We start from the raw sequence: 18,767 nt of genomic DNA, 5'->3' as shown, positions 1-18,767 counted from the left end.
ACGGGTGATCGATGCACGGCGGCTGCGCACCCTGCAGGCCGTTGCCGACCACGGTACGGTCACCGCCGCGGCCGCCGCGCTCTTCCTGACGCCCTCCGCGGTCTCCCAGCAGATCGCCTCGCTGGAGCAGGAGACCGGCCACAAGGTCCTGGAACGCGACAAGCGGGGTGTGCGGCTCACGCCCGTCGGCGAGATCCTGCTCAGCCATGCCAGCGCGGTGCTCGCCGAGCTCACGCGTGCCGAGGCGGAGATCGCGGCGTACACCTCCGGCGCGGCCGGTGAGGTGACGGTCGCCTCCTTCGCGACCGGGATCGCGGTCGTGCTCGCCCCGGCCATCGCCGCGCTGCGGCTGACCTCGCCCGGGATCCGGGTCCGGGCCCGGGACGCCGAGGGCGACGAGAGCCTGCCGATGGTGCTGCAGGGGCAGGCCGACATCGCGGTGGCCGTGGAGTACCGGGGCGCGCCGAGCCCCGACGACCGCCGGCTGCTGCGCGTGCCGCTGTACGCCGAGCCGTTCGACGCGGTGCTGCCCCGCACCCATCCGCTCGCCGGCGCCGAGACGGTGCCGGTCGCGGCGCTCGCCGAGGACCCCTGGGTCGGCCCCTACGCGGGCAACCCCTGCCATGACGTGATGGTCCTGGCCTGCGAGTACGCGGGTTTCCAGCCGCGCCTGGAACACTTCTCCGACGACTTCAGGGCGGTGGTGACGCTGGCCGCCGCCGGTGCGGGCGTCGCGCTCGTGCCGCGTTCCGCGCTGCGGGACATGGACCTGTCGCAGGCCGTGGTGCGTCCCGTCGACGGCGTCGTCGCCACCCGCCGGGTGTTCGCCGCGATCCGCCGCGGGTCCGAGGAGCACCCGCTGCTGCGGCCCGTCCTCGAGGCTCTGCGCACCGCGGCCGGCGCCATCCCCCCGGCCGGCCCCGCGGGCCCGGCCGACGGCGCCGTGCCGCCGCCTCCCCGGGCCGCGGCGGCGGCGCCGTCCGCGACGGGCTGACCGCGCCCGCGCCGGCCCGGGCGGCTACGGGAAGGACGCCGGGGCCGGAACGTCGGGCCCGGCCGGTTCCAGCAGGCCCCGCTGGGAGGCGTGCGCACCCGCCTGGAAACGGGAGTTGGCCCCGAGTAGCGCCATGATGTCGGCCACGTAGCGCCGGTAGGTGCGCACCGAGACCGACAGCTCGCGGGCGGCGACGTCGTCGGTGAGCCCCAGCCGCAGGCATCTGAGGACCTGCCGGACGGTGTCGGAGCGGGCCCGGTCGCCGAGGCTGATGCGGTCCCCGGTGACCGTCGCGCTCTTCCAGATGGTGTCGGACAGCGAGCCCAGGGTCCGGATCATGGAGGCCGACCGGATCACCGAGGCACGGACGCCGACCGCGGACTCCGCGCAGACGAGCGCCTTGCGGCGGTCGACGATCACCGCGGTCAGCGGGGAGATCACGAAGACCCGCATCCGCAGCGGCCCGCTGGCCCCGGAGAAGCGCTCCGCCAGCCGCGGGTCCAGGGTGTGGCGGGTGCACAGCATGCGGACGGTGATGTGCCCGGCGTCCGCGGTGAGCAGGTCGTCAACGGCCGTGTTGACCGCGCGGGTCACGTCCGGGGAGCCGGACAGCAGGATGTCGACCGAGTGCGTGGCCTCCCCGATCAGCTTCCGGGCCGAGGAGGCCACCCGGCCGCCCCCGGGTCTGATCTCGCTGACCTGGGCGTCCCTGTCGAGCTGGTCGCGGTAGTTCGCCATGGTGCGCTCGATGAGCGCGCGGGCCTTCAGCAGGTCCCGCTCGAAGTCGTCGTTCATGTCGCCGGGCCGGCCGTCCGTGCCGGGCGGCTGCCCCGGGGCGCGGTCCCTGTCGAGTTCCGTCGTGGTCCAGTCGTTCACACCCTGCTCCCTGCGCCGCGTTGTCGGGACGGTGGTGGCGGTGGTGCTGGCGGTCGCCGGGGGGCCGGGGGTGACCGGCTGAGCCCGGCGGGTCGCCGGCGGGCTGGTTCGGGTCAGCCGCACTCGGGCAGCAGGTTGAACTCCGCTGCCCGGACTCCGGCCTGGAATCGCGAGTTCACCCCGAGGTCGCGCATGATCTTCGCGACGTGCCGGCGGTAGGTGCGCAGTGAGACCTTCATCTCCCGGGCCGCGTCGGCGTCGGTGCACCCGGAGTAGAGGCGCTCCAGGACGCGCTGGCGCAGCTCGGCGTTCAGGTGGCCGCCGAGCCGTTCGTAGTCGTCCAGGAGCACGGCTCCGCGCCAGGCGCAGGCGAGGAGCAGTTCGAGCGTCCTGGCCGCGGCGGGGTCCTCCATCACCCGGCTGCGGGTGTCGCTCTCCTGCGCCGGCCGGACCACGGCGACCCGGCCGTCGATCACCAGGGCCTCGTCCAGCTCGACCTCGGTGACCCGGACTTCGCAGTTCACGATGCGCGGCACGATGTGGCGCACGAGCGGGGTGTCCAGCGCCCTGGGGGTGCACAGCAGCCGGATGGCGACGGAACGGTCGCCCTCCCGGCAGTGCCGGACGAGCGCGGCCGCCAGTTCGGTGGCCTGAGCGGCGTCGCCCGACACGGTCACGCTGACGCGCCGGCAGGCGCCGCTCATGAGCCGCAGGACCGGGCTGTCGCTCGCGGGGTGGCCCGATTCCCGCTCGGATGCGGTGGGCTGCGCCGAAATGGAGCGATAAGCAATGACGGTCGAATCTATGAGGGACCGCGCCTCCAGAAGTCTCCGTTCGAATCCGTCGTTGTCCTCGTCCTCACGCGTATGGACGCGCGCAGGTAAAGTCGCATTGATGACCACGTTGCCCCCGTGACTGATACAAGCGAAATCTCGGGAACTCCGGCCTTTACCGGGTTCCCGCGGACCGGTTGAACGCCCCGCCGGACAAGTCCCCTGTCCCGGACGGTAGCGGCGCCGTCGCATGCCTGCCGGACGTGATTATCCCCCACCCCTCGGCCGAGTCAACGAGACGGCGTCCCGTTTGGCAGTTTCCTGTAGCCGGCATTGCGGGTGGCGGGGATGGTGAACGGGAAAGTGAACAGCGGAACAATTCGGTGGCCGCCGTCCGCCGATGGCGCCGGCGGCCGCCTCGGCGTCAGCCCATGGCGTCCTGCAGGCTCTTGGGACGCATGTCCGTCCAGTTCTCGTTGATGTGGTCCAGGCACGCGGCGCGGGGCGCCTCGCCGAAGGCCACCCGCCAGCCGGCCGGCACCTCGATGTAGGACGGCCACAGTGAGTGCTGGAGTTCGTCGTTCACCAGGACGTAGAACGAGCCGTCCTCGTCCTCGAATGGATTGCTCACAGGTATTCCCCTCGGCGTCGATCGCGGTGGTGCTGGAGACGTCCCATACAAACCAGCGGCCACCGGAGCCGACAAGCCCGGCAACAGGTAGCTGTCACCGGCCGGCCGTCACTGCCGCCGGGGGCGGGAGACGGAGAACAGCACGCGCAGGATGAGGACCGCGGAGACCAGCAGCAGGTGGTAGCCGAGGAACGCGCAGAAGCTGATCGCCGGGGTCACCATCGGGCCCCGCCCGACGTTCAGCAGCACCGTGCCCATGACCCCGGTGGTGGCACCGAGAAGCGTGAGCAGCACGTCGTGCACGAGCGAGCGGACGTACTGCCGGTCCCGCGGGTCGGCGAACATCCGCACGCCCACGAACAGCCGGCCCTGCTCCAGCGCGCCGGTGATCCGGTCCAGCCGGCGGGGCAGCCGCCGCAGTACCGAGACGGCTCCGGCGAGTTCGGCGCCGAGCGTGGCGCGGGCGGCGGCCGCCCCGCCGCCCACGAGCTGCTCCGCCACCAGGTCCTGCGACTCGGCGACCATGTCGAAGCCGGGCGAGATCCGGGTCAGCGTGCCCTCCAGTGTGGCCAGCGCCCGGAAGACGGCGGCGATCTCCGGCGGGATCTTCAGCCCGTGCGCGGCCACCATCCGGAAGAGGGCGACGAACACCTGGGAGTCGGGGGTGCTGCCGGGAGCGAAGTGCAGGGCCATGAAGCGGCCCACGGCGCGTTCCAGGGCCTGTTCGTCCAGGTCCTCGGGGCGGTCGACCACTTCCAGCAGCGCGTCGCACAGCGCGGTGGCGTTGCCGAGGCGCACCAGCGCGATCAGCCGCAGCAGGGCGGCCCGCAGCCGGCTGTCCACCCGGCCGACCGAGCCGAAGTCCACCAGGCCGACGGTGCCGTCGTCGAGGAGCAGGACGTTGCCCTGGTGCGGGTCGGCGTGGAAGGTGCCGTCGGCCATGATCTGCCGCAGCATGTTCGCCAGCAGGCCCCTGGCCAGCTCCGCGCGGTCGAGACCCGGGTCCTCCAGCAGGGCGCCGGCCGAGCAGAGCGGCCGGCCCGGCAGGCGCTCCAGCACCAGGACCCGCTCACCGGACAGCGGCTCGTGGACCGAGGGCAGCCGGACGAACGGGTCCTTGGGGCGGCGCGCCCACGCGTTGCCGATGGTGGCCAGGTTCTTCGCCTCGACCCGGAAGTCGAGCTCCTCGTGCATCGACCGGGCGAATCCCTCGGCGAGGTCGGCCATGCCGAGCGAGGCGGCCCAGTGGGTGCGCTCCTCCAGCGTCCCGGCGAGCCGGCAGATGATGTCCAGGTCGCGCTCGACCACCTGCCGGATGCCCGGCCGCTGCACCTTGACCACGACCGGTTCGCCGCACTGCAGCCGGGCCAGGTGGACCTGCGCCACCGAGGCCGCGGCCAGCGGCACCTCGTCGAAGTGGGCGAACACCTCGGCGACCGGCCGGCCGTAGGCCTCGTGCAGCACCGCCGCGACCTCGGGCCAGGGCGCGGGCGTCACCTGGGACTGCAGCCGGCTCAGTTCGGCGACGAACGCCGGCGGCAGCAGGTCGTCGCGGGTGGAGAGCATCTGGCCGAGCTTGACGAACGTCGCCCCGGCCTCCTCCAGCGCCAGCCGCAGCGGTCGCGCCAGCCGGTCGCCGCGGCTGCCGTAGCCGGGGGACCGCCGGTCGCGGCCGTGCAGATAGGGGCGCAGCCCGTGCCGGATGACGATGGAGCTGATGTGCGAGTAGCGGCGGCTGCGCACGACGCGCGAGCGCAGGCTCCGCAGCCACACGGTGGGACGCGCCGAGCCGCTGGGGACGACCACCTCGGAGAGGGCCAGGAAGCCCATCGCGACCAGCAGCGAACTGCCCACCTGCACCCCGGTCAGCACGCCGCGCTGCTCGGGCCGCTGCATGACCAGGCTGAAGACGGCCAGGCCGCCGATGCCCACGAACCCGGTGAACAGGGTGCGCAGCGCGCCGGTCCGCACGCCCAGCAGCCGGCGCGCGCCCACGGCGAAGGCCGTGACGAACAGGACGAGGACGAGGGACGCGCTGACGAACTCGGCCGCTTTCATGGTCCCGGATCGACCTCCGTTCCGCTTCGTTGTCCCGTGCGCGCCTTCGGTGCGCGACGGCTCGTCCGCGGTCGTGGCCGCGCGGGGGTCCGGCCCACGCTAGACGGACCGCAGGTCCGGCCCGGGGGGCTTGGCAGGAACCTGTCCCGGCGCTCGACACCCCACGTCGGGACGGCGGTAGACAAGCGGTATGACGCCCCCTCCGAGCCATATCGCGGTCTTCTCCATCCCGGCTTCCGGCCACGTCAACCCGACCCTGCCCATCGTCTCCGAGCTCGTCGCACGCGGGCACCGGGTCAGCTACGCCACCTGCGCGGAGTACGCCCCGAGGGTGGCCGCGGCGGGGGCGACACCCGTCGTGTGCGCCTCCGTGCTGCCGTCCGCGCAGCGCGGCGAGACCTACCCGCTGGGCGATCCGGTGGCCATGTCCGACCTGTTCCTCCAGGAGGCCGTCGCCTCGCTGCCGGAGCAGACGGCGGCCTTCGGGGCGGACCGCCCCGATCTGCTCCTCTTCGACTACGCGTCCTTCAACGCGCAGATCCTGGCGCGGCGTTGGGGCATTCCGTCGGTGCGCACCTCACCGACGCACGTCTTCGGGCCGGACGCCGAGGACGAGATGGACCTGATCAGCCTGGCACTGGAGGGCAATCCGGCGTGGACCGAACACCGCCGCGCCTTCCGGGAGTTCCTGGACGCCGGCGGAGTCGGCCTGGGCATCGACGAGTTCGTCTACCGCGGTCGGGCCGACGCGTACCTGGTGACCATCCCGCGGGAGATCCAGCGCGACGCCGACCGGCTGGACGAGGGCCGCTTCACCTTCGTCGGGCCGTGCATCGACGAGCGTGCCCACGACGGGAGCTGGCAGGCGCCCGCCGACGGCCGGCCGGTCCTGCTGATCAGCGTCGGCTCGGTGGCCGACATGGGCCCGGAGTTCTGCCGGGCGTCCGCCGAGGCGTTCGGCGACTCGCCCTGGCAGGTGGTGCTCGCGGCCGGCCGGATGACCGACCGGAGCGTGCTCGGCGAGCTGCCGCCGAACTTCGAGGTGCACGACTCGGTTCCGCAGGTGAGCGTGCTGGCGCAGGCCTCCGCCTTCATCACCCACGCGGGCATGGGCTCGACGCTGGAGGGGCTGCACCACGGCGTGCCCATGGTCGCCGTGCCGCAGTTCTTCGACCAGTTCCACAACGCGGAGGCGCTGGAGCGGCTGGGCGTCGGCGTGACGCTCACGGCCGGTGACCTGACGCCGCGGCGGCTGCGCGAGGCGGTGGACACCCTGGCGGCCGACCCCGCGGTGGCGGAGCGGCTGGCCGCGCTGGGGACGGCGATGCGCGCGGCGGGCGGTGCGCGGGCCGCGGCCGACGTCGTGGAGAAATGCCTTCCGCGCGTGGCGGCCGCAAGATAACTCTGCGGTCTGACGCGGATCATCCAGGAGTAGGACGTCCGTTCCCGGCGGACCTGCCACGCTGGTTCTCATGAATTCGTTAACCGTGCCCGCCGCGTGATGACGCGCCCGCAAGGAGAAGTCCGTCCCATGAGTATTTCCTGGAAAACACAACGCGCACCCGAGGTCGTCACCCCGCCCCCGTCCGATGCGCTCCGGAAAGCAGGTCGGGCCGCATTCGTCTGGGTCGTGGTGTTCATCGCCTTTCACGTCTACTGGGCGTGCGGCGGGACATTCGGTTTCGGTGACGCCACGGAAACGCAGCCGAAAGTCGACAGCCTCGCGAAACTGATCTTCTCGGTCGTCGTGTTCGGAATGTTCGCCGCGGGCACGGTGGTGCCGCTCGCGCTCTACCAGGACTGGGGCCGGCGGGTCCCCGCCTGGGTGCTCGCCGCCTGCTGCTGGATCGGCGGCGTCCTCCTGATGGTCCGCGGCTTCTCGGGGGTGCTCGACACCTCCCTGCGCGGCACGGGCCTGGTGCGCAACGGCCTGACCGGGCTCACCTACAAGCAGGAACTCGGTGTCGCCCACCCGTCGGCCTACACCATCTGGTCCGGCACGTCGATCGACCTGTACTTCACCCTCGGCGGGATCCTCTTCCTCCTGGCGGCGATCTGCCACCGCCGGTCCCGCCGCCGCGCCACGCCCGGCCCGGCCGGGCCGGACAGCGCGGTCTGAGCACGAGGAGCCAGGCCGGGCCCGCGGCGCCCGGCCTGGCTCTGCCGCGTTCAGGAGACGGGCGAGCGGTCGTCCGTCCACCCGGAGAACTGCCGCATGCCGTAGAGCAGCGGGTTGCCCGGCCGGCTCGTCACCTCGACGACCCGGCCGAAGACGGCGACGTGGTCCCCGACCGGAGTGGTGCGGGTGACCTCGCAGTCCGCCGCGGCGAACGCGTCCTCGAACAGCCACGGCTGGCCCGAGCGCGCCGCGGGCCGCCAGGCGACGCGGTCGAAGCGGTCCGGGGTGCGGGAGGCGAAGGTCTGGGCGGCGGCCTTGCCCGTCTCGTCCATCAGGTTGACCAGGAACGCGCCGCGCTCCAGCACCGCGCCGAGCGTGCCGGTCGCCACGTGCAGGCAGACCAGCAGCGTGGGCGGCTCCAGGGTGACGCTGGCCAGCGAGGTGCAGGTCAGGCCGTGGGGGCGGCCGGAGTCGTCGAAGGCGGTGATCACGGCGACGCCGGTGCAGAAAGTGCTCATGAAATCGCGGAAGTCGACCGCAGGGGCCCGGTCGGGCACCTGGTGCGTCCGTTCGACGTCAGTCATTGATGCTGGCGAGGTATTCGTAGCAACTGGGCAGCGCGGCCACCATCGCGTCCGCCTCGGCCTTCAGCTTGGCGAACTCCTGCCGCGCGTTGGCCGGGTCCATGTGCCGGATGGCCGGGCGCGCCTTCTCGGGGATGATGCCCAGGCCGAGGTTCATCGCGTTCCAGGAGTACTGCTCGAAGCCGTGGTAGTGCGGGAAGATCGTCTCGGAGTCCAGCAGGTGCGAGGACGCCGTCGCCACGCGCTCCAGCACCCCGTCGGGCGCCTTGCGGACCTTCGCCTCCTTCCAGTACGGGGTGTCCTCGCGCTGCGCCCCCTTGTAGTGCAGCACCAGGAACTCCTTGACGCCCTCGACGACGCGGTGCACACGGCCGTTGAAGTCCGCGGCCAGCTGCGGGTCCCAGTTCTCGTCGGGGAAGTGCCGGACGAGCTGCTCGATGGCGTGCTGGATGAAGAAGATGCCGGTCGACTCGAGCGGCTCGACGAACGCGTAGGACAGGCCGATGGCCACGCAGTTGTTGATCCACGCCCGGTCGTTGCGGCCGATGCGCATCCGGATGTGGTTGGCCGACACGTCGTCCGCGGCGGGTCCGACGGCGGCGCGCAGCTCGGCCTCCGCCTCCTCGGGGCTGATGAACTCGTCGGAGTAGACGTAGCCGGTGCCGTCCCGGCGGAACAGCGGGATGTTCCAGCGCCAGCCGGCGTTCATGGCGATGGCGCTGGTGTACGGGTCCATGTCGTTGGCGTTCTCGCGCGGCACCCGCAGCGCGACGGCGCGGTTGTTGGGCAGCACGTCGGCGAACGACTCGAAGGAGGCGCCCATCGCCTGGTTGATCAGCAGGCCTCGGAAGCCCGTGCAGTCGATGTACAGGTCGCCGGTCAGGTCGCCGCTCGCCTCGGTGCGCACCGCGGTGATCCAGCCGCGCTCGTCCTGCTCGACGCCGGTGACGTTGTCGAGCACCCGCCGCACGCCGCGCTGGGTGGCGTAGCCGGCCAGGTACTCGGCGACCTTGTCGGCGTCGAAGTGGTACGCGTACGGGAACTGCGCGCGCTGCTCGGCCAGCGTGGACTTGCCGAGTGTGCCGTCCAGGCCCGCGACGAACAGGGAGCCGTCGAGCATGCGCGGGGAACGCTTGTTGTCGCACAGCGCCGTGGTGATGAAGCACTGCTGGTCGAACGGCTTGCTGCGGTCGCCCAGTTCCAGCCACCACTCGGCGAGGCTGAAGCCGTCGACGACCCGCAGCCGCTCGAAGGGGTGGTAGAAGTGCTCGCCGGGGATGCTCCAGTTCTCGAAGCGGATGCCGAGCTTGTAGCCGCCGGCGGCCTTGGGCAGCCAGTCGGCCTCGTCGAGGCCGAGGAAGTCGAAGAAGTGCCGGACGGTGCTGAAGGTGGCTTCGCCCACCCCGATCCGGGAGACCTTCTCGGACTCCACGAGGGTCACCTGGACGCGGTCCGAGAAGGCCGCCTTGAGATAGGAGGCAGTCATCCAGCCGGCGGTTCCGCCGCCGACGATTACCACAGAATTGATCATTCCGGAAACCTCTCTGAAGAGTGGCACACCCGGTTCTCCCGGTGAGCGGGGAATTTCGTCGACCGGGTGGCCCATGTGCGGACTTGCGGGAAGCGCACCGGAGTTCAACCGAATACGCGGGCGGGTGAACTCTCTGCGGGGACGGCGAAACCAGAGATTTCGTCTGCCCATACAGTGCCGTGTTTTTCCGGCCGCGCCCGGATTCGGCCATCAGCTTGTCCGGTTGCTGCATTCCCGCTGCGTGCCCGCGGTCAGAGCGCTCCGCCCCAGTGGCGTCCGCCGCCGTTCGCCGGCACCTCCTGCGCCGCCTCCCCGGGGACCGCGCCACGGCGGGCGACCACGACGCTCTCGCCGGCGTCCAGGCGCAGCACGCAGGTGCCGGGCGCGGTGCTCCGGGCGTCCGCCGGGCGGCTCGTGCCCGCCTTCTCGACGCGGATGTCGACGTCGGCCTCGACGCCGTGACGCAGCGTCAGGGTGCGGCCGGCCGCTCCGCCGACCCGCACCCAGTCGGTGCGTCCCCGCGACCGGGCGGCGTCCACCACGAACGCCCCGGGTGCCCGCAGTCCGAAGACCGAGGCGTCGGCCCACTCGTCCGGGACGCCCGGGAAGACGTCCACAACGTCCGGGTCACCGGCGACCAGCAGGTCCAGGACGGCCTGTCCGGCGGCGAACGAGGTCGCCAGGTCGCTCGTCCCGTCCTTGGCGCGGCCCATCGCGTTCGGCAGCAGGCCCGTCAGGCCCGTCGGCTCGCCGTCGAGCAGACGGCGCAGCAGCGTGTGCGCCTCCCCGCCCCGGTGGACGGCCGCGGCCATGGAGGCGCCGACCGCGTAGGACCGGCCGTCCCAGTCCTGGCGCATGCTCGCCCAGTGGTCGAAGCTGCTGGTCATCAGCGCGCGGTCGTCCGGACGGCTCCACCGCTTCTCGTACAGCGGGAACAGCCACAGCAGGTGGCCGGCGCGCGCGTGCGAGCGCGACAGCCGGACCCCGGCGCCCACCGCGACCCCGTCGGCGTCCTGGTGGTAGGGCGCGAGGCGCGCGGCCACGTCCTGCCAGCGCTTCAGGCCGGGATCGGACAGGCCCAGGCGGCGGGTCGACTCGACCAGGGCGGCGGCGGCCCAGCGCAGCAGCGCCAGGTCGTGGGTGGCGTCGACGACGTCGCCGTAGCCGGGGGAGTACGTCGCCGGGAGGTGGAGGTGGCCGTCCGCGCCCGGGACGAGATAGCCCGCGTAGAAGCCGACGGCCTTGCGCAGCAGCGGGTGCAGCACCTCGCGCAGGACGTTCTCGTCGCCCGTGTGCCGGTAGGCGTCCCAGGCCTGCGGCACACCCCAGGCGAGGAGCAGGTTCTCCGACGGGCCGGCCTTCGAACCCGCCCCCGGGGTGGCCCAGTTGAGGTGCCCGGTGCCGGGCGGCAGCCCCCCGCCGGCGGCCGCGGCCGCGGCGCCGCCGAGGCCGGTGTGGGCGGACCGGTTGAGCAGGGTGGGCGCGCTGGCCGCCAGCGGCGCGCGCGGCGACAGCAGGGCGGCGGCGGTGTAGAGCTGGAGCCAGTGGAAGCGCTGCACGGTGCGGTCCGGCACGGACAGGTGGCTGCGCGAGTAGAAGGCGTGCCACCAGGCGCGGTGGTCGCCGGTCAGCGCGGCCTCTCCCGCCTCCAGGGCCGCCCGGACGTCGCCGGGGCCCGCAGTGGCGGTGACCACCGCGCGGGTGCCGGACTGCCGGACCGCCCGCGTCACTCCGGAGCCCGCGGCGCCCTCCGGGCCGGTCGCGTACCGCACGGTCCGCTCGCCGCCGGCGGCGGTCGAGGTGACCAGCAGCACGCCGCGGCCGCGGGGGACGAAGGCGCGGACCGCCACCGCCCCGGATGTCGTGCCGACCATCCCGGTGAGCTCGGCGTTCCACAGGTCGAGCTCCAGCCGCACCGAGGTCACCGCACCGGCCGGCACCAGATCGAGGAAGGCGGGGGCGCTGTCCCAGCCGGGTCCGGCGGTGCCGAGGGAGAACCGCAGTGCCTTCCCGTCCGGCCGCAGGAAGACCTGCACGGCCAGCGCGTTGTCGCCGAGGAACGGCGCGCCGGAGCGGTCGCGCGGCGCCTGGGACCACACCATCCGGGCGTCCCGCAGCGCGCTCTCGTGCGCGCCCGGTCCTGCGGCGGATCCGGTGGCCCCGCCGTTCGGGCCGCCCGGAGCGGCCGAGGCCGCCTCCGCCGCCCACGTCGTGCCGGCCGCCGCGACGCCGGTGGCGGCCGCGGTGCGGATGAACGTCCTTCTCCCGAGCTCGGCATTCACTGCTGTCGTCTCCTCGTCGGCGCACCGGGATGTCGGCGGTGCTGGTGAAGGTGCCGGAACCAGTGCGACGGCGAAGCACTGCCGCCGCCGGTGCGCAGTGCACCACAGCCGCACCGCGCCGACCGGCCGCTCACCGGCGGCTGACCGCAAGTGGCCCGGAGCCCGGCGCGGGCGGCCGCCGCGGCGCGGCGGCTGGCAGCTAGCGGACAGCGCGGGGGCCGCCGGGGACGCTTCTCCCTACTCTCGCGTGAGCCGGTCCGCGTCGGTCCGCAGGTCGTCGACGAGTGCGTTCGTGCTGGTGGCGATCGGGACGTGACCACCGGGAACGACCACGGCCGCGGGGGGACCGGCATCCGGTCTCCGCCCGTCCGTGCGCACACCCGTCGCTCGCTCGGAGAGAAGAGAGCCGTGTCCTATCTCGGGTATCCCCGGCTGAATTTCGCGGGGACCTTCCAGGCCGATGTGCCGACCGCCAACAACACGCCGGAGTACTTCGACAGTGACCTTTGGGAGCCCCGCCTGGCCCGCGCCATGCAGCTCCCCGACGTCAACGGGTGGTGGAACCCGGGCGGAACGGGCGACATCCGCCTGACCGACGTCCGCGTGACGAGCTGCCACTCCCCGGACGGCACGCGGGCCACCGAGGCCCGCGAGGACGGCCTGGTCGGCGGCCGGCTGGTCGACGACGACGTCCGCACCAACGGCAAGTTCGTCGACCTCGACCCGTCCGACCAGCTCATCACCGAGCTGTACGCGATGCGGCCGCGGCTGCTCGACGCGTCGGGCCGCCAGGTGCTGCGCGCGGAGGTCCTCACCACGGCGGTGGAGGACATCTGGCTGCGGTCGATGGGCGCCGGCGGCGTGCCGTACCCGGCCGGCGCCTACCAGTCGGTGCTGACCGGCCTGGAGTGGGCCGACGACCTCGACTCCCCGGTGCTGGCCGCGCTGCGCGCCCGCACCGAGGAGGGCCGGCTGTCCATCAGGTTCGCGATGGACTCCGTGGAGCTGGGCTTCGCGGGCCCGTCGGACCGGACGACGTTCGGACGCATCGTGGGCGCCATCGGACCGTACCGCTCCGGCGAACCCCAGCGGTTCGTGGCCGGCCGCCGGCTGCGCAAGGTGGGCGACGGCGGGCCGCTGTCCGACGCGTGCTTCCGGATCGACGACGCGACCGGCACGGTCTTCGTCGACCTCGGCAACAGCGTTCCGACGACCGAGCCCAACGGTCCGCTCACGGACGTCGGGGAACTGCGGCTGGCCGTGCTCGACGACGCGGACAAGCCGACCGTGCTGGCCCCGCTCGCCGGCCTGGGCGACGCGGACTTCTACGAGCGCGACGCGGGCATCGCGACGGCCCGGCTGACCCCGGACCAGGTGGCGCTCGCCGGCGGACACCGGCTCGCCCTCGTCGACGGCTCGGACGCGGCGGCGCCCGTGCTGAGCGAGAACGCGGACGCCACCTGGATCCACGTCGACGGGAGCGTGCAGAAGCTCTACGCGGGCACCGGCGCGGGCGAGTCGGGCTCGGCCCCGGTGTACGCCACCCGGTACGGCAAACCGGCCGCCGGGCTGCGCATCTCCTTCACCCCGGTCAGCCCCGGCAAGGCGCTGACCCTGCCGGAGGAGGTGGTGACGGACGCGGCCGGCCGCGCCACGCTGACCTTCACCTGCCAGGACCCCGGCAACCCCCGCGGCTACATCGACGGCGACCTCGCGCAGGTGGCCTACGGCTCGGTGCGCCGCCCGGGCGAGCCGGACGGGCAGATCCACTTCCGGGTGTTCGACGTGTACCGGGCGCCGGAACGCCCGACGTGGGTGCGCGACGTGGAGCCCGTCTTCCGGCAGTACGCCAACCTCTACCCGGTCATGCGGGACATCCTCGACCTCGGGAACTACAACCACGTGCTGCGGCACGCCACCTACATCAGGCGCACCCTGACGGCCCCGCAGGAGTCCCCCAACCACATGCCGGTGACCCGAGACCTCTCCCCAGGAAAGCGAGACATGATCGTGAGTTGGCTGAACACCGCACCGGCCCCACCGCTGCTCGAGATCGCCACCGTCGACGACCTGCGCCAGGTCCTGCAGCAGGCGGCGCTGGTGGAGCTCGCGACCATCCCGCCGTACCTGGCGGCGCTGATCTCCATCAAGCCGGACCGCAACGTCAGGATCGCCGAGCTGATCCGCGGCGTGGTCCTGGAGGAGATGCAGCACATGGCGCAGGTGTGCAACCTGCTGAACGCCGTGGGCGGCACGCCGCGGATCGGGCGCCCCGCCCGGGTGCCCACCTACCCGGGCAAGCTGCCGGGGCCGGTCCTGCCCGACCTCCAGGTCAGGCTGCGCCGGCTGTCCCTGGAGCACGTCAAGGACGTGTTCATGGCCATCGAGCAGCCGGAGTACCCGGTGGTGGACGGCGAGGTGTTCAAGGGCGCCGTCATCAGCCCGGACAGCGCCCGGCTGGACCACCGGGGCCGGGTGCTGTCGGCCGACCCCAAGGCGATGGACACCCTGGAGCGGTGGTTCGTCCGGGCCGAGCACAAGCCGCAGACGATCGGCTGGCTCTACAACCAGATCGCCCGGGCGATCGTCCGGCTCGACCACGGCGGCACGCTGTTCACCGGCGACCCGGCCCGCCAGGTGTCCTGGCCCGACGCCCCCCAGACGCTGTACCAGATCACCGACAAGCGCTCCGCGCTGCTGGCCGTCTACCAGATCATCGAGCAGGGCGAGGGCACGCCGACCGACATCGGGCACACCTCCGCGGCGCACGAACTCGGCCACTACTACCGGTTCGAGGAGATCGTGAAGGGCCACGAGCTGGTCAGGAACGCCAAGGGCGCCTGGGTCTTCGAGGGCCCGGAGATCCCCTTCGACCCGGACGGCGTGTACCCGGTGATCGACGACGCGGACACCTACGCCCTTCCGGCGGACTCCCCCGAGCGGCGGGCCTCGCAGCTCTGCGACGACGCCTACACCAACCTCCTGGGGGCGCTCGGGCGAATGGTCGACGGGCATCCCGAGGAGATGGACAACATCGTCGGCCTGATGTCGAAGGTCCAGGTCCTGGCGAAGAACCTGGTGGCGACGCCCTCGTCGGCGGGCGCGAGCACGGTGCTCGGCCCGGCCTTCCAGTCGCCCGGGACGACCGGGTCCTGACCCCGCCGGCGGCCGGCGCCGGCCGCATACACCGGAAGGCCGGGCGGTCCCTGGATCACAGGGGCCGCCCGGCCTTCTGCCGCCGGCGCGGGAGCGGGGACGGGCCCGCCACGCCTAACGTGCCGCGGCCCGCTGGTAGGCGCGCGCGGTGAGCGGGACCACCAGGGCCAGCATCAGGCCCAGGACGATGCAGGAGACGAGGACCGGGTGGTCCGTCGGGAACGCGTGGCTGGTCACCTGCGCCTGGTTGCCCCACAGGTTGCGGCAGGAGGCGACGACGGCGCTGATCGGGTTCCACTCGGCCAGCACCTGCAGCCACTTGGGCAGCCCGTCCAGCGGCACGAACGCGTTGGACAGGAAGATGAACGGCATCGTCAGCAGCATCGCGACCGAGTTCACCGCCTCGGGGCTGCGCACCACCAGACCGAGCAGCGCGCCCAGCCAGCACATGGTGAAGCCGAGCAGCAGCAGCAGCGCGAAGCCCGCGGCGATCTTGAGCACGCCGTGGTGCGCCCGCCAGCCGATGAGCGCGCCGACCACGGCCATCACGACGCAGCTCAGCGCCGTCATCAGCAGGTCGGACACGGTCCGGCCGAGCAGCACCGCGAACCGCGACATCGGCAGCGAACGGAACCGGTCCACGAGGCCGTTGCTGAGGTCCCCGGCCACGCCGGCCGCGCTCGTGCCGATCGCGGAGAACATCACCTGGGTGAAGATGCCCGCCATGATGTACTCGCGGTAGTGCACGCCCGGCACCGACATCGCGCTGCCGAAGAGGTAGCCGAAGACCAGCACCAGCACGACCGGGCCGACGGTCACGCCGATCAGCTTCTCCGGGACGCGGGCGATGTGCCGCATGTGGCGCCCGGTCAGCGCCATGGTGTCGTACGCCAGGTCGCTCATGCCGCCGTCTCCTCTTCCTCGGTCGTGGTGCTGGTGTGGCCGGTCAGGCTCAGGAACACGTCGTCCAGCGACGGCCGGCGCATCGCGAAGTCGGTCACCTTGATGCCGGCCTCGCGCAGGGCGGCGGCCGCCTCGGCGATGGTGTCGATACCGGCGTCCACCGCCGCGGACACCATCCGGTCGTCCTCGGACACCGACGGCTCGGCCGTCGCGATCTTGCCGAGCACCCGCGCCGTCTCGGCCAGCACGGTCCGGTCGGCGACCGTCACCTCCAGGCGCTCGCCGCCGACCTTCGTCTTGAGCTCGTCGGGCGAGCCCTCGGCGATCACCGTGCCCTTGTCGATCACGGCGATCCGGTCCGCGAGGTGGTCCGCCTCCTCCAGGTACTGCGTGGTCAGCAGCACGGTCACGCCGGCGGCGACCTGCTCGCGGACCGTCTGCCACAGCGTCATCCGGCTGGTCAGGTCGAGGCCGGTGGTCGGCTCGTCCAGGAACAGCACCTGCGGCTCGCCGAGCAGGCAGGCCGCCAGGTCCAGCCGCCTGCGCATGCCGCCGGAGTACGTCTTGACCTCCCGGTCCGCGGCGTCGGTCAGCTCGAAGCGGTCCAGCAGCTCGGCGGCGCGCGCCTTGGCGCCGTTGCGGCCGAGCCGGTGCAGCTTCCCGATCAGGGTCAGGTTCTCCCGGCCGGTGAGCAGCTCGTCGACGGCCGCGTACTGCCCCGCCAGGCCGATCCGCTTGCGGACCTCCTGCGGGTCGCGGGCGACGTCGTAGCCGGCGATCGTGGCCCGGCCCTCGTCCGCCTCCAGCAGCGTCGCCAGGATCCGGACCGCCGTGGTCTTGCCGGCGCCGTTGGGGCCCAGCACGCCCAGGACGGTGCCGGCCGGCACCGACAGATCGATGCCGGACAGCGCCTGGTGGTCGCCGTACTTCTTGCGTAGTCCTGCTGCCTCGATGGCAAGGTCGTTCATGTGCCCCACCTCACGGGAAGTGTCCGATGGATGCCGCCCGTTGAGGACGCCGGGCGCTGCGTCGTTGGGAACGTGCGTGGTGCGGACCGGCGTCGCGGCCCGCACCGGGAGGCCGGACCGGGTCAGCCGATCCGGGCCAGGCCGCGGGCGGAACGGCGCCCGGTACCGCGGGAGACGGCGAGCGGGTCCCAGTCCTCGGGGCGCTCGGGCAGCAGGTCCGCGTCGCCCAGGACGGCGCCGCTGTGGACCTCGTGCATCAGCCGGCGGCCGAGGATCTGCGAGGCGCAGGCGATGCCGCCCACCGCGACGCCGGTGATGCCGCTGCCGTACCGGGTGTTGGCGCCGACGACGTGGAGCCCGCCGACGGAGGTGCGGGTGTCCGGGCGGCTGCCGGAACCACCCCAGTCCGCCAGGCCGAACGGGGTGCCGCCGGTGGAGAGGGTGTAGCGCTCGTGCGTCAGGGGCGTGGCGGCCTCCAGGTGCACGATGTGGTCGCGGAACGGCCCGATGGCCTCCTCGGCGGCGGTCAGCATCGCTTCGGTCAGCCGGGCCTTCTGCTCCTTGTAGACGGTCCTGCGGCGGTAGCGCTCGCCGTCCGCGGGACCGTTCGTCACGCCCCAGCGGTCGTAGCTGGACGGGCAGAGCGTCATCACCTGCAAGTTGGTGTGCCCCGGCGGGCACACGGTCCGCGACCCCGGGTCCTTGAGCGACGCGAAGGACACGAACAGGAAGTCCACCGGGTCCAGTTCGCTGGTGGCCAGGCCGTCGTAGTAGGCGCCGATGTCGTCGCCGCGGTACCACCACAGGTTGGCGTTCGGGCGCGGCGGCAGCTCCATGTCCAGCGCGACGTACAGCGTGGCGAAGGGCAGGCCCATCGTGGCGTCGGTGGTCTTGGCCACCAGCCGGCGGGGGAAGTGCTCGGGGCCGACCAGGTCCAGCACGGTGCGGCGGTAGTCCGCGTTGGAGACCACCAGCGGGGAGTGGAGGATGCCGCCGCCCTCCAGGCCGACGCCGGTCACCTTGCCGTCCTCGACCAGGATGCGCTCGACCCGGCAGCGGGTGCGCAGTTCACCGCCGTGCGCCTCGATGGTCTCCACCAGCCCGGCCGCCAGCGTCTGGCCGCCGCCCTCCGGGTAGTAGGCGCCCCGGACGTAGTGGTCGGTGACCGTGGCGTGCATGGTGACGCTCGCCTGGTCCGGGCCCATGCCGTAGTTCGGCGACTGGGCGGCCAGCACCGTCCGGGCGCGCTGCGACAGGCCGCAGTGGTCGAAGAGCTCGGTGAGCGTCCGGCGGCCCCACTGCACCGTGACGGGCGTCCGCGCGACGAGTTCGGTGATGGTCAGGTCGTTCGGCGACAGCAGCGCCTGCCGCATCTCCTCGCCGAGCCCGGCGATGACGTCGACGAACCGGTCGAGGCCGGGCCCGTCGGTGGGAAGCGCCTGCTTCAGCCGCGCCCGGTAGGCGGACCAACCGGCCGGCATGTCCATCGTGAGGCCGGGGATGACGATGCGGTCGAACCCGTCCTGGTCCATCGGCCGGTACTGGACCCGCTTGTCGAGACCGAGCCCCGCGAAGATCGCCGGCAGGATGCCCTCCGGCCCGCAGTCGCCGAGGTAGTGCACGCCGACGTCGAACTCGTACTTGCGGCGGCGGCGGAACACATGGCTGTTCCCGCCGGCGACGTCGTGCTGCTCCAGGACGAGGACCCGGTGGCCGCCGACGGCCAGATAGGCCGCGCACACCAGTCCGCCCAGCCCGGAACCGACGACGATCGCATCCCACTTTTCTCGGTCCGACATTCAGGCTTCCCCGTTTCTCTTCTCGCGACTGTTGGACACCGTGGTGCCGATCCCGCCCGACGGACGGTGCGTTGACCGGAAGTTGCCAGGTTG

Annotated in this window: 14 protein-coding genes; 4 read left to right on the top strand and 10 right to left on the bottom strand. The window is 72.7% G+C overall.

Annotated elements, in window-relative coordinates; translation table 11 throughout:
• Window positions 1–4 precede the first annotated feature (4 nt).
• Window positions 5–994: a LysR family transcriptional regulator gene (locus tag K7862_RS07165; protein ID WP_222961589.1), complete on the top strand. Its 990-nt coding sequence runs from the start codon at window positions 5–7 to the stop codon at window positions 992–994.
• Window positions 995–1,018: 24 nt separating this feature from the next.
• On the opposite strand, the gene K7862_RS07160 is transcribed toward K7862_RS07165, so the two are convergent.
• The 4 genes from K7862_RS07160 to K7862_RS07145 form a co-directional block, all read right to left on the bottom strand.
• The gene (locus K7862_RS07160) at window positions 1,019–1,870 is read right to left on the bottom strand and encodes a helix-turn-helix transcriptional regulator (protein ID WP_222961588.1); all 852 of its coding nucleotides are present in this window, start codon (window positions 1,868–1,870) and stop codon (window positions 1,019–1,021) included.
• 113 nt (window positions 1,871–1,983) lie between these two features.
• Complete coding sequence (locus tag K7862_RS07155) at window positions 1,984–2,574, bottom strand: helix-turn-helix transcriptional regulator (RefSeq protein ID WP_222961587.1); 591 nt, start codon at window positions 2,572–2,574, stop codon at window positions 1,984–1,986.
• Between the two features lie 493 nt (window positions 2,575–3,067).
• Window positions 3,068–3,274: an MbtH family protein gene (locus tag K7862_RS07150; RefSeq protein WP_222961586.1), complete on the bottom strand. Its 207-nt coding sequence runs from the start codon at window positions 3,272–3,274 to the stop codon at window positions 3,068–3,070.
• A 108-nt stretch (window positions 3,275–3,382) separates the two neighbouring features.
• Window positions 3,383–5,332, bottom strand: coding sequence for an ABC1 kinase family protein (locus K7862_RS07145; RefSeq protein WP_222961585.1), 1,950 nt, complete (start codon window positions 5,330–5,332; stop codon window positions 3,383–3,385).
• 190 nt (window positions 5,333–5,522) lie between these two features.
• Between K7862_RS07145 and K7862_RS07140 the strand changes: the two genes are divergently transcribed.
• Together K7862_RS07140 and K7862_RS07135 are read left to right on the top strand one after the other, a co-directional pair.
• Window positions 5,523–6,734, top strand: coding sequence for a macrolide family glycosyltransferase (locus tag K7862_RS07140; RefSeq protein ID WP_222961584.1), 1,212 nt, complete (start codon window positions 5,523–5,525; stop codon window positions 6,732–6,734).
• A 129-nt stretch (window positions 6,735–6,863) separates the two neighbouring features.
• On the top strand, window positions 6,864–7,451 hold the full coding sequence (locus tag K7862_RS07135; RefSeq protein WP_222961583.1) for a DUF3995 domain-containing protein: 588 nt from the start codon (window positions 6,864–6,866) through the stop codon (window positions 7,449–7,451).
• A gap of 50 nt (window positions 7,452–7,501) precedes the next feature.
• On the opposite strand, the gene K7862_RS07130 is transcribed toward K7862_RS07135, so the two are convergent.
• The 3 genes from K7862_RS07130 to K7862_RS07120 form a co-directional block, all read right to left on the bottom strand.
• Window positions 7,502–8,035, bottom strand: coding sequence for a flavin reductase family protein (locus K7862_RS07130; RefSeq protein WP_222961582.1), 534 nt, complete (start codon window positions 8,033–8,035; stop codon window positions 7,502–7,504).
• A complete protein-coding gene (locus K7862_RS07125; RefSeq protein ID WP_222961581.1) occupies window positions 8,028–9,566 on the bottom strand; it encodes a tryptophan halogenase family protein in 1,539 nt (512 codons plus the stop codon). Before K7862_RS07125 ends, K7862_RS07130 begins: the two co-directional genes overlap by 8 nt.
• Window positions 9,567–9,817: 251 nt before the next feature.
• Window positions 9,818–11,848, bottom strand: a complete 2,031-nt coding sequence (locus K7862_RS07120) for a glycosyl hydrolase family 95 catalytic domain-containing protein (protein WP_222961580.1) — start codon at window positions 11,846–11,848, stop codon at window positions 9,818–9,820.
• Window positions 11,849–12,256: 408 nt separating this feature from the next.
• Between K7862_RS07120 and K7862_RS38180 the strand changes: the two genes are divergently transcribed.
• Complete coding sequence (locus tag K7862_RS38180; RefSeq protein ID WP_222961579.1) at window positions 12,257–15,004, top strand: ferritin-like domain-containing protein; 2,748 nt, start codon at window positions 12,257–12,259, stop codon at window positions 15,002–15,004.
• A gap of 114 nt (window positions 15,005–15,118) precedes the next feature.
• Here K7862_RS38180 and K7862_RS07110 read toward each other — a convergent pair whose 3' ends face one another.
• From K7862_RS07110 to K7862_RS07100, 3 genes are all read right to left on the bottom strand, one after another.
• Window positions 15,119–15,907: an ABC transporter permease gene (locus tag K7862_RS07110; protein ID WP_222961578.1), complete on the bottom strand. Its 789-nt coding sequence runs from the start codon at window positions 15,905–15,907 to the stop codon at window positions 15,119–15,121.
• Window positions 15,904–16,875: an ATP-binding cassette domain-containing protein gene (locus K7862_RS07105; protein WP_222961577.1), complete on the bottom strand. Its 972-nt coding sequence runs from the start codon at window positions 16,873–16,875 to the stop codon at window positions 15,904–15,906. Before K7862_RS07105 ends, K7862_RS07110 begins: the two co-directional genes overlap by 4 nt.
• A 122-nt stretch (window positions 16,876–16,997) precedes the next feature.
• Complete coding sequence (locus tag K7862_RS07100; RefSeq protein WP_222961576.1) at window positions 16,998–18,674, bottom strand: phytoene desaturase family protein; 1,677 nt, start codon at window positions 18,672–18,674, stop codon at window positions 16,998–17,000.
• Between the last annotated feature and the right edge of the window lie 93 nt (window positions 18,675–18,767).

It is taken from the genome of Actinacidiphila acidipaludis (assembly GCF_019890725.1).
In the GTDB taxonomy this organism is placed as follows: domain Bacteria; phylum Actinomycetota; class Actinomycetes; order Streptomycetales; family Streptomycetaceae; genus Actinacidiphila; species Actinacidiphila acidipaludis.
The sequence above is the reverse complement of the archived record's forward strand: the minus strand, read 5'-3'. Positions and strand labels throughout refer to the sequence as shown.